Origin of the sequence: Enterobacter sp. Crenshaw, from assembly GCF_024734705.1 — a bacterium.
Classification (GTDB): Bacteria; Pseudomonadota; Gammaproteobacteria; order Enterobacterales; family Enterobacteriaceae; genus Enterobacter; species Enterobacter asburiae_B.
Map to the genome: position 1 here is coordinate 3,766,296 of NZ_CP102932.1, position 10,482 is coordinate 3,776,777.

The following is a 10,482-nucleotide window of genomic DNA, read 5'->3' on the forward strand; positions in this document are numbered from 1 at the left end:
GAATTAATGAGGTCTATGACTATGCAACATCAGGATGCACTCCAACGTAAACTGCCGGAGCGGATCTTTCATGCTGTCTGTTTCGAAGGGATTGCGACGGCGATCCTCGCCCCTACGGCGGCGTGGCTCATGCAGCGTTCCGTGGTGGAGATGGGGGGGTTGACCATTATTCTGGCCACCACCGCCATGCTGTGGAACATTCTTTATAACTTCGGCTTCGACCGTTTCTGGCCGGTTCAGCGCGTCAAACGTACTGCGAAAGTGCGCGCGCTGCATGCGCTGGGGTTCGAATGCGGGTTTATCGTGATTGGCGTGTCGATTGTCGCCGCCGTGCTGGGCGTTACGCTGCTTCAGGCATTCACGCTTGAAATAGGTTTCTTCCTGTTCTTCCTGCCGTACACCATGTTCTATAACTGGGCATACGATAGCCTGCGCGAGAAATTTCTTAAGCGTCGCCAGCAACGGCGCGCCCTGGCAGGCTAAACCGCCTCTGGCCGGACGCCCGTTCCGGCCAAACTCCGTCGAAGCAACTGCGCTCTTCAGGCATAACTATGGTAAATTGCACGCCATTCCGATGGTTTGATAGTTGATACGTTGCTCTAATGTCGAAAATTTGGTCAAAAGATGAGACTCTCTGGAGTTTCGCTCTCTATGGCACGGCCGTGGGCGCAGGAACGCTGTTCTTGCCCATTCAGCTGGGCTCCGCAGGCGCTATCGTCCTGTTTATTACCGCCCTCGTGGCCTATCCCTTAACCTACTGGCCGCACCGGGCGCTGGCGCAATTTATCCTGTCGTCGAAAACAAAAGGCAACGAAGGGATCACCGGCGCCGTCTCGCACTATTACGGCAGGAAGATAGGCAACCTGATCACCACGCTCTATTTCATCGCCTTCTTTGTGGTGGTACAGATTTATGCGGTGGCCATCACCAACTCGCTCACGGAGCAGCTGGCGAAACACCTGACGGTGGATACCGCCGTTCGCGTGCTGGTCAGCCTGGGGGTGGTGCTGGTTCTGAATCTGATCTTCCTGATGGGGCGCCATATCACGATAAAAGTGATGGGCTTCCTGGTGTTTCCGCTGATTGCCTATTTTCTGTTTGTCTCGCTCTACCTGACCGGAAGCTGGCAACCCTCGCTGCTGACCAGCCAGATGGCGTTCGATCGTCATACGCTGCATCAGGTATGGATTTCGATTCCGGTGATGGTGTTTGCTTTCAGCCATACCCCGATTATCTCAACGTTTGCCGTTGACCGTCGCGAGAAATTTGCCGACGGTGCTATGGATAAATGCAAGAAAATCATGAAGGTGGCATACCTGATCATCTGCCTGAGCGTGCTGTTTTTTGTCTTCAGCTGTCTGCTCTCAATTCCGCCGTCGTACATTGTGGCCGCCAAAGAGCAAGGGGTAACGATCCTGTCCGCGCTGTCGATGATGCCTTCTTCTCCGGCGTGGCTGGGCATTTCCGGGATTATCGTGGCGATTATTGCGATGTCGAAATCGTTCCTCGGCACCTATTTTGGGGTGATTGAAGGGGCGACGGAGATCGTGAAGTCGTCGCTCAATCAGGTGGGCGTGAAAAAGAGCCGCGCCTTTAACCGCGCGATTTCCATTATGGGGGTGTCGTTAATCACCTTTGCCGTCTGCTGCATTAACCCGAACGCCATTTCGATGATTTACGCCATCAGCGGCCCGCTTATCGCCATGATCCTGTTTATCATGCCGACGCTGTCGACGTATCTGATCCCGTCACTGAAACAGTACCGCTCCATTGGCAACCTGCTGACGCTGATCGTCGGCGTGCTGTGCGTGTCGGTGATGTTTGTCGGCTAAACGCCCTGCATGCCCGGCGTTCTGCCGGGCATGCCTCTCAGTCTCGCCCTGCTGATTCCAGCGGAAAAGGTCTGTCCTGCACGACCGTTTTCATCACAAGCGTAGAGCGAAGGTGCTGCACGCCGGGCATGGCGGAGAGCTTCTCGTCGTAGAGTTTCTGGAAAGCGGACAGGTCGCGGGTCACGACGTGCATCAGATAATCGGGATCGCCAAACAGACGCTGTGCCAGCACGATCTGCGGGATTTCCTCCACCGCCGCTTCAAACGCGCTAACCGCCTTTCTGTCACCCTCCTTCAGCGTCGCAAACACTATCGCCAGGAAGTTGAACCCCATTTTGGCGGGGTCGAGGCTGGCACGGTATCCCGTTATCGCCCCGCTTTGCTCCAGCGCCCGCACGCGACGATGGCACGGCGAGAGGCTCAGATTCACTCTTTCCGCCAGCTCGGTCAGGGATAAACGGCCATCAGACTGTAGCTCAGCAAGAATTTTTCGATCGATGCTATCCATGTGGAAGATTTTCTCATTTTCACGGTGTTATGAGCATAACATTGAAAGCCTATTTCGCAGGGTTAGCGATATTCTTTTTCTCAACGTTTGACGCACTGCGGGAGTTTTCACGACGATGGAAATGAGTATTGTGGCCGGCTTTTGGGTGGTTTCTTTTCTGCTCATCATGACGCCGGGCGCCGACTGGGCCTACGCCATTAGCGCCGGGATTAACGGGCGACGCGTGGTACCGGCGGTGATGGGGTTAATGTCCGGGCATCTGTTAGCTACGCTGATTGTGGTGGCTGGCGTGGGCGTAGTGATTGCTCAGCATCCGCTGGCGTTAACCGGGCTGACCGTTGCGGGGGCCGTGTATCTCCTCTGGCTTGGCATCGGGCTGTTGCGTCACCCGGCCGCACCGGAAAAGGCCACCCACCATGCGGGAAACTGGAGACAGTGGGCGGTGAAAGGGCTCTGCATTAGCGGCCTTAACCCGAAAGTCTTTTTGCTTTTCCTGGCGCTGCTTCCGCAGTTTACCGACCCGACCGGAAGCTGGTCGCTAGCGATGCAAATGTCCGCGCTTGGCGTGATGCACCTTATCACCTGTACGCTGGTCTATCTGCTGGTGGGGTATGGTTCGAAAGCGGTACTGGCGACCCGGCCACAGGCGGCGCGTAGGGTGAGCATGGCGTCAGGAGGGATAATGGTGCTGATCGCGATGGTATTGCTGTTTGAGCAGGTAAGATAAAAAAACACCGGCCATCGCCGGTGTTATTTACGCCCGAATATCGTCATATTCCCGCGTTTTATCAAACTCATGCTTCGCGAACGGGCACAGCGGGATAATTTTACGGTTCTCACCGCGCATCTTCTCCACCACTTTCGCCACCAGCTGTTTACCGACGCCCTGCCCTTTCAGGCTTTCATCCACATCGGTGTGCTCGATAATGCTCAGGTGCTCGCCGGTCGGTACAAAGACAATCTCCGCGACCTGGTTGCCGTTCGCATCATTGACGTAAAACTTGTTATGGCCTTCCAGAATATCCATGGTTCCTCGCTTATTTTTGGCGATACTTCAGCGCACCGCTCGGGCAGGTATCAATCACGCGTACAACCGTTTCAACGTCCACTTCATCGGGAATGATCCACGGCTTACGTTTCAGATTAAACAGCTTTGCGCTCCCACGCACGCAGTTACCTGAGTGTTTGCAGATCCCGGTATTGAAGTAAACGTCAATTTTCTCGCCGGTATAGGCCCGGTAACCCGCATCCAGTAGTTCTTTATCCATGACATTGCCTCTGTAATTATTATCGTGCTGAATGAAGCATAGCCTTACGGGATCCTGATGGCTATAACGCCGAAAACGAAAAGCCAGGTCACAACTCTTTTCTCGCCAGATTGCGTCCGCTATTGGCCCATGTCAGGCTCGGCAAATGTCACTTTTACATAACTTCCGCAGGTTGAATGAAACGCAGACTCTCTTTTCAGGTAAAGCTGTTTTTAGCGCTGGTGTGCTTCTCCTGCCTGCTGTTAGTTCTGCTGGGAACAATCCTGTTCCATTTTATTGACCGACAGCTCCATCACGATCTCGGCCAGCGCGCCCGGGTTCAGGCCAGCCAGATCGCGCTGATGCCGGGTCTGGCGGCAATGGTAGCGGCCAGAGATATTCCGGGAATAGCCCGGTTAATTCAGCCGCTGCGCGCCGAAAGCGATGCCAGCTACATTGTGATTGGCGATACCGAGGAGCAGCACCTTTATCATTCGGAATCCCCGGAGCGTATTAATTTACCGATGATCGGCGGGGATAATGCCGAGGTGTTAAAGGGCAAAACCATTATTTCCGTGCGTCAGGGCGGAATTGGCGTGTCGCTACGCAGCAAAGCGCCCATCTTCAACGCGCAGCATCAGGTAATTGGTATTGTCTCGGTCGGCTATCTGACGTCGTATATTGCCAATATTAACGCCCGCATTCTCTGGCAGTCCGGGCTATACGGCGCTGCGCTGCTGCTGCTGCTGTTTATTTTCTCCTGGCTGTTTACCCGCAATTTAAAAAAACAGATGTTCCGGCTGGAGCCGAAAGATATCGCTCAGCTGGTTTTGCAGCAGCGCGCGCTATTAGAAGCCATGTACGAAGGGGTATTTGCCGTTAATGGCGAGAAGCAGCTGATTTTAATTAACCGCGCGGCACGCGAAATGCTGGATATTCGGCAAAGTGAGAATGAACTTATCGGGAAACCGCTGGAAGACATTCTGCAGACGGCGCCGGGGTTTTTATCCCAGCGCTACGCCTCGGTGAGCGCTGGCAGCCACGACCAGATTGCGGTGCTGAACCAGCGCGAGGTGATCGTCAACCGGGTAGCCATTGAGGTCGAACCGGGCGTTGAAAGCGGTTGGGTATACAGCTTTCGCGACAAAAATGACATCAACACGCTCAGCAGCCAGCTCAGTCAGATCAAACGCTATGCGGATAACCTGCGCATTATGCGCCACGAACAGCTGAACTGGACCGCCACTCTCGTCGGGCTACTGCAGATGAAACATTATGACGAGGCGATCCGTTACATTCAGGTGCAGTCAGAAGGCGCCCAGCGCGTGCTGGACTTTGTCTCAGCCCATTTTGTCTCCCCGGCGCTGTGCGGGCTGCTGCTCGGAAAATACGTCAGCGCGCGCGAAAAAGGCATCGAGCTGCTGTTTGACCCCGCCTGCCAGCTCACCCGGATGCCTGCCGCGCTGAGTGAAACGGAGCTGATGTCCATTATTGGTAACCTGCTGGACAACGCCGTGGAGGCGACACTCAACGCGCCGGTCCACGCGCCGGTAGAACTCTACATTTCTGACCGTAACCAGGAGCTGCTGATCGAGGTGGCTGACCGGGGCTGCGGGGTGGACGATGCGTTGAAGCCGCACATTTTCCGCCAGGGATTCAGCAGCAAGCCGGACAGCGAAAACGACATTGTGGGTACCGAGCACGGTATTGGCCTGTTTCTGGTGGCAGGATATATCGACAAGGCCGGCGGCAGCATTGAGATTGCCGACAACACGCCGCAGGGCACTATTTTTTCTGTGTTTATTCCGAATGGGCGACAGCATGACCCGACCACTTGACGTTGTGATAGTTGAAGATGAGCCGCACCTGGCGGAGCTGCATCGCGAGTATATCGAGCAGAATTTCCATCTGCGCGTGGTGGGCATCGCCGCGTCGATTGAGCAGGCATGCAGCCTGATTCGTCAGCACCAGCCGCGACTTATCCTGCTGGACAACTATCTCCCGGACGGTAAAGGCGTTGAGCTCATCGATAATCCGCTGCTGAAAAGCTACGAATGCTCGGTGATTTTCATCACCGCCGCCAGCGATATGCAGACCTGCAGCCACGCCATGCGCAGCGGCGCGTTTGACTACCTGATTAAGCCTGTCTTTTTCCAGCGCCTGCACGCCTCGCTGGAGCGGTTTATGCGTTTCATCCACACCGTGCAGCAGGTGAAGGTGGTCGACCAGCATGCGCTGGATCGCCTGTTTAATCTTCCCGCCGCGGAAGCCTCCATTACGCCGTCGACGAAGGGCATTGAACCCCAAACGCTGGAACGGATTAAAAACCTGTTCGCCGAGCATCCCGATACCGCGATGTCGGTTGAAGAGGTGGTGGAAAACGTGGGGATCAGCAAAACCACGGGGCGTCGCTACCTTGAATACTGCGTGGAGAGCGGGTTAATCAGCGTCGAAATGCTGTATGGCAATATAGGTCATCCGCGAAGGTTATACCGCAAAGCGCCCGATAAACCGTAATCCAGAATCGTTCACAGGCTAACGTTCGCGGATTTTATGGTGTTAATTGCTGAAACGACGGCGACAATCACACTTCGGAATCATTGCCCGCTTCCCCCTCTTGTGGGTGGAGCCCGATACGCTATGTTGACAATTAGTTCCTCAAATGTAACTAAAAGGTTAACTATAATGTCGAACACGTTCCGAATTTCTCTGCTTACCGCTACTGTACTGTTCTCTGCTTCTGCACTCTCTGCCCTGCCGCAGGGCTATCCTGCTGAGTATCAAAAAGTTGTTGATGCCGCAACGAAAGAGGGCAAGGTTGTTATTTACTCCACCACCGACATCAAGGCCGCCGGACCGCTGATCCAGGGCTTCGAAAAAACCTACCCGGGCATTAAAGTCGAATACAACGACATGAACAGCACCGAGCTGTACAACCGCTTCATCAGCGAACAGGCCTCCGGTGGCGTGAGCGGCGACGTGGTCTGGAGCTCCTCTATGGACACCGGCCTGAAGCTCGCCACCGACTACGCCATGGAGTATAAATCGCCGGAGCAAAGCCAGCTGCCGAAATGGGCGGTCTGGAAGGATAAGGCTTATGGCACTACCTATGAGCCGGTGGTCTTTATCTACAACAAGCGCCTGATCCCGGCTGGCGACGTGCCGGATTCTCACGCCGCGCTGGCGAAGCTGATTGCCAGCCAGACGGACAAATTCAAGGGCAAAGTCACCACCTACGACATCGAAAAATCGGGTCTGGGCTTTATGCTTTCGGTTCAGGATCACAACGCCGATCCTAATTACTTCAAAACCCTGGCCGACGTCGCCAAAGGTGGCTTATCAGTGCAGTCGTCTACCGGCACCATGATGGAGCGCGTCTCCTCCGGTGAAAACCTGATCGGCTTCAACATCCTCGGTTCCTACGCGGAAGCGCGCGCGAAGAACGATCCTTCGCTCGGCATTTCCTATCCAAAAGATTACACCCTGGTGCTGTCGCGCGTGTCGTTCATCAGCCAGCAATCGCAAAACAGCAACGCCGCGAAGCTGTGGCTGGACTATGTGCTGTCTGAACAAGGGCAAAACATTCTGGCCAATCAGGCGGATATTCCCTCCATTCGTAACGATATCGAAGGGAAAAACGATATCGACGGCCTGACCAAAATCCTCGGCAACGCGCTGAAGCCAATTCCGGTTGATGAAACGCTGCTGGAATACCTGCAGCCGAAAAAACGCCTGGAGTACATCAAAGAGTGGCGTACCGCCGCCGGTAAATAAGCGTCTGAGCGCGGCGCAGGCCGCCGCGCTCCCTTATCGACTGAGTTCGTTTTTCTGGGCCGCAACACCAGGGATACCCCATGAATACATTACGCAGAAAGTGGCAAAGTCTGCCGCGAGGCATCGTCGTGCTGATAACCGCCCTGGTTATCTATACGCCGCTGTCGTTTATCGTGATACAGAGCTTCCTGTCCGCCCCGTTCTTTTCGCCGTCAAAAGAGTGGAGCTTTGAATCATTTGAGTTTATTTTCACCGACCCTGATTTTTATAAGGCCCTGAAAAGCGGCTTTATTCTTGCTTTCGGGCTGGTCTTTATCTCCATTCCGCTGGGCGGCGTGCTGGCGTTTCTGATGGTGCGTACCGACCTGCCCGGCCGCCGGCTGATTGAGCCGCTGATCCTGGTCCCGATCTTCGTTTCACCGATGGTGCTGGGCTTTGGCTACGTGGTGGCCGCCGGTCCGGTGGGCTTTCTCTCCCAGTGGGCTCAGGCGCTGATTGGTTTTGTGCCGTGGAATATCTACGACATGTCGAGCATTGTGGTCATCGCCGGCCTGACGCACGTCCCGCACGCCTATCTGTATATCTCGTCTGCGCTGCGCAGCGTGGGCTCCGATGTGGAAGAAGCCGCACGCACCGCGGGCGCGTCGCCCTGGCAGGTCATGACCTCCGTCAGCCTGCCGATGGTGCGCCCGTCCATTCTGTACGCCACCGTGCTGCTGTTCTTCCTCGGGCTGGAAGTGTTCGGCCTGATGCTGGTCCTCGGCGACCCGGAAGGCAACATGGTGCTGGCGACCTATCTCTATAAGCTGACGAACAAGATGGGCACCCCATCCTATAACCTGATGGCGGCGGTTGCCGTGGTGCTGATCTGCATCACCATCCCGCTGGTGATGCTCCAGCGTCGCCTGATGCGCACCGCCAACCGCTTCGTCACCATGAAGGGCAAGGCTTCGCAGGCCCGCGCGCTGCCGCTGGGTAAATGGCGCTGGGTGGCTGGCGGAGTGATTGCCTTCTGGCTCACCGTCACCATCGGCGTTCCGCTGCTCGGCGTGGTATTGCGCGCGTTTATCTCCAACTGGGGCGTGGGCGTTTCGCTGTGGGACGAGCTTTCTCTGAACACCTTCCGCACCATCTGGGCGCAGCCCAACCTGCTGCGCGCCATCGTCAACTCCATGGCGATTGGCGTGATTGGCGGCGCGCTGGCCGTGGTGTGCTACCTGTTTGTCGGCATTGCCATGCACCGCAAGCCGGACAACACCACGCGTTTTCTGGACTACAGCGTGCTGGTGCCGCGCGCCGTGCCTGGCCTGCTGGCGGGTCTGGCGTTCCTGTGGGTGTTCCTGTTCCTGCCGATGTGGCTGGATAACTCGCTGAAATCCGGCTGGCTTTCCGGGTTCGCCTGGACCGACTGGATGCGTGAAAACGTCATCGTCTGGCTGCGTTCGCTGCGCAGCACCATTTTCAGCGTCTGGCTGGCCTATACCGTGGTGTGGATGGCTTACGGGCTGAGGCTGATCTCTTCCACGCTGCTGCAGGTAGGGCCAGAGCTTGAGGAAGCGGCGCGCAGCACCGGGGCGACGCGCGGGCAGATCACCCGCCACGTCACCATCCCGCTCTCCCGCTACGGTCTTATCGGTTCGTGGCTGCTGATGTTCCTGATCTTTGAGCGCGAATATTCAACGGGTGTGTACCTGCTTTCACCCGGCACGGAGACCATCGGCTCGATGCTGGTTTCCCTCTGGGCCGCGGGTGCCATCGATATCGTGGCGGCGCTCTCTTTCATTAACATCCTGCTGGTCGTGGTAGGTCTGGGCATTGCCCTTCGTTTCGGAGTGAAAATACATGATTGAATTAGCGGTTGACGATCTGCACTTAACCTACGGCGACAATCCTGTTTTAAAAGGTGTCTCCATGAACCTGAAGCGCGGCGAAGTGGTCTCCCTGTTAGGCCCCTCTGGCAGCGGTAAAACCACCCTCCTGCGCGCCGTTGCGGGTCTGGAAAAACCGACGCAGGGGTCCATTGTCATTGGCAATAATAAAGTTTACGACGGCACGCCGCGCAGCGAGGTCCCGGCGGAAGAGCGTAACCTTGGGCTGGTGTTCCAGTCCTATGCCCTGTGGCCGCACAAGACCGTGTTTGAGAACGTGGCCTATCCGCTCAAGCTGCGCAAAGTCCCGGCCAAAGAGATCCAGCAGCGCGTGCAGGACGTGCTGGACCAGCTTGGTCTGGGTCATCTTGGCAAACGTCACCCGCACCAGCTCTCCGGCGGGCAGCAGCAGCGCGTGGCGATTGGCCGGGCGCTGGTGTACAACCCGCCGGTGATTTTGCTGGATGAACCGCTCTCTAACCTCGACGCCAAGCTGCGCGAAGAGGCCCGCGTGTTCCTGCGCGAACTGATTATCAAGCTCGGGTTATCCGCGCTGATGGTGACGCACGACCAGAACGAAGCGATGTCGATTTCCGACCGCATCCTGCTGCTTAACAACGGCAAAATTGAGCAACAGGGCACGCCGCAGGAGATGTACGGCTCGCCGAAAACGCTTTTTACCGCCGAGTTTATGGGCAGCAACAACCGCCTGCACGGCAAAGTCACCGAAGTGCGCGACGGCAAAGCGCGTATCGAAGGAAAAGGCTGGGTGCTGTGGGGCCAGGCCGGTGAAGGGGTGCAGAGCGGTGAAGAAGCGACGGCTGTGATCCGCGTCGAGCGCGTGGCGGTGGTCGAGGGACCAGGGGAAAATCAGCTTGAGCTGCCGCTGCTCACCAGCATGTATCTCGGCGACCGCTGGGAGTACCTGTTCCGCACGGTGGGAGATGATTTTGTGATCCGCGCGTATGGGCATGAGGTTCGGGATCCGCAGCACTGCCATCTTTCGTTGCCTGAGAAGCATGTTTGGGTGTTCCCGAAAGGGTGATGAGTCAATATTAATCTGCCATGGCCCGGTGGCGCTTCGCTTACCGGGTCGACGGGATAGAGAAATGACAGATGCCAGGATTGGTGGCGCTAGCCATTATTGTTAAGGCATTCTCATTAAAATAGTCACCTGACACTTCTTTCCGTCCGTACGCATAACGGGTTAAGGCTCCATATCAAAATGTTATTACAGAGCATATAAAGAAAAT

Annotated in this window: 11 protein-coding genes; 8 read left to right on the forward strand and 3 right to left on the reverse strand. The window is 56.1% G+C overall.

All coding sequences use genetic code 11. The features are described 5' to 3' along the window. Positions 1-21 precede the first annotated feature (21 nt). Together NWV12_RS17870 and NWV12_RS17875 are read left to right on the forward strand one after the other, a co-directional pair. Complete coding sequence (locus tag NWV12_RS17870) at positions 22-483, forward strand: multidrug/biocide efflux PACE transporter (protein ID WP_039263312.1); 462 nt, start codon at positions 22-24, stop codon at positions 481-483. Positions 484-602: 119 nt separating this feature from the next. After that, on the forward strand, positions 603-1,832 hold the full coding sequence (locus tag NWV12_RS17875) for an amino acid permease (protein WP_048979854.1): 1,230 nt from the start codon (positions 603-605) through the stop codon (positions 1,830-1,832). A gap of 37 nt (positions 1,833-1,869) precedes the next feature. Here NWV12_RS17875 and NWV12_RS17880 read toward each other — a convergent pair whose 3' ends face one another. Beyond that, positions 1,870-2,340 carry an Lrp/AsnC family transcriptional regulator gene (locus NWV12_RS17880; RefSeq protein ID WP_023309067.1) on the reverse strand — a complete coding sequence of 157 codons (471 nt, stop codon included), beginning with the start codon at positions 2,338-2,340 and terminating at the stop codon, positions 1,870-1,872. Between the two features lie 115 nt (positions 2,341-2,455). On the opposite strand from NWV12_RS17880, the gene NWV12_RS17885 reads away from it, so the two are divergent. Further along, entirely contained in the window at positions 2,456-3,067 is a 612-nt protein-coding gene (locus NWV12_RS17885; RefSeq protein WP_039263308.1) for a LysE family translocator, read from the forward strand. 27 nt (positions 3,068-3,094) lie between these two features. Here NWV12_RS17885 and NWV12_RS17890 read toward each other — a convergent pair whose 3' ends face one another. Both NWV12_RS17890 and yjdI read right to left on the reverse strand, forming a co-directional pair. Next, a complete protein-coding gene (locus NWV12_RS17890; RefSeq protein ID WP_008499687.1) occupies positions 3,095-3,367 on the reverse strand; it encodes a GNAT family N-acetyltransferase in 273 nt (90 codons plus the stop codon). 10 nt (positions 3,368-3,377) lie between these two features. Next, a complete protein-coding gene (gene yjdI / locus NWV12_RS17895; protein WP_008499689.1) occupies positions 3,378-3,608 on the reverse strand; it encodes a 4Fe-4S mono-cluster protein YjdI in 231 nt (76 codons plus the stop codon). Positions 3,609-3,784: 176 nt separating this feature from the next. Between yjdI and NWV12_RS17900 the strand changes: the two genes are divergently transcribed. The 5 genes from NWV12_RS17900 to NWV12_RS17920 all read left to right on the forward strand — a co-directional run bounded on the left by NWV12_RS17900 (position 3,785) and on the right by NWV12_RS17920 (position 10,274). Beyond that, a complete protein-coding gene (locus tag NWV12_RS17900) occupies positions 3,785-5,425 on the forward strand; it encodes a sensor histidine kinase (RefSeq protein WP_048979853.1) in 1,641 nt (546 codons plus the stop codon). Next, on the forward strand, positions 5,409-6,104 hold the full coding sequence (locus NWV12_RS17905; RefSeq protein ID WP_075202213.1) for a response regulator: 696 nt from the start codon (positions 5,409-5,411) through the stop codon (positions 6,102-6,104). Before NWV12_RS17900 ends, NWV12_RS17905 begins: the two co-directional genes overlap by 17 nt. A gap of 168 nt (positions 6,105-6,272) precedes the next feature. After that, positions 6,273-7,361: an ABC transporter substrate-binding protein gene (locus NWV12_RS17910; protein WP_023309072.1), complete on the forward strand. Its 1,089-nt coding sequence runs from the start codon at positions 6,273-6,275 to the stop codon at positions 7,359-7,361. Positions 7,362-7,441: 80 nt separating this feature from the next. Then, positions 7,442-9,211 carry an iron ABC transporter permease gene (locus NWV12_RS17915; protein WP_023309073.1) on the forward strand — a complete coding sequence of 590 codons (1,770 nt, stop codon included), beginning with the start codon at positions 7,442-7,444 and terminating at the stop codon, positions 9,209-9,211. Next, positions 9,204-10,274, forward strand: a complete 1,071-nt coding sequence (locus tag NWV12_RS17920) for an ABC transporter ATP-binding protein (protein WP_023333294.1) — start codon at positions 9,204-9,206, stop codon at positions 10,272-10,274. The genes NWV12_RS17915 and NWV12_RS17920 overlap by 8 nt, the downstream gene beginning before the upstream one ends. The last annotated feature ends 208 nt before the right edge of the window (positions 10,275-10,482 follow it).

Coding starts and splice junctions, on each gene's coding strand:
- yjdI (WP_008499689.1), bottom strand. CDS start 3,608: ATGGATAAAGAACTACTGGATGCGGGTTACCGGGCCTATACCGGCGAG.
- NWV12_RS17910 (WP_023309072.1), top strand. CDS start 6,273: ATGTCGAACACGTTCCGAATTTCTCTGCTTACCGCTACTGTACTGTTC.
- NWV12_RS17915 (WP_023309073.1), top strand. CDS start 7,442: ATGAATACATTACGCAGAAAGTGGCAAAGTCTGCCGCGAGGCATCGTC.
- NWV12_RS17890 (WP_008499687.1), bottom strand. CDS start 3,367: ATGGATATTCTGGAAGGCCATAACAAGTTTTACGTCAATGATGCGAAC.
- NWV12_RS17870 (WP_039263312.1), top strand. CDS start 22: ATGCAACATCAGGATGCACTCCAACGTAAACTGCCGGAGCGGATCTTT.
- NWV12_RS17905 (WP_075202213.1), top strand. CDS start 5,409: ATGACCCGACCACTTGACGTTGTGATAGTTGAAGATGAGCCGCACCTG.
- NWV12_RS17880 (WP_023309067.1), bottom strand. CDS start 2,340: ATGGATAGCATCGATCGAAAAATTCTTGCTGAGCTACAGTCTGATGGC.
- NWV12_RS17875 (WP_048979854.1), top strand. CDS start 603: ATGTCGAAAATTTGGTCAAAAGATGAGACTCTCTGGAGTTTCGCTCTC.
- NWV12_RS17920 (WP_023333294.1), top strand. CDS start 9,204: ATGATTGAATTAGCGGTTGACGATCTGCACTTAACCTACGGCGACAAT.
- NWV12_RS17900 (WP_048979853.1), top strand. CDS start 3,785: ATGAAACGCAGACTCTCTTTTCAGGTAAAGCTGTTTTTAGCGCTGGTG.
- NWV12_RS17885 (WP_039263308.1), top strand. CDS start 2,456: ATGGAAATGAGTATTGTGGCCGGCTTTTGGGTGGTTTCTTTTCTGCTC.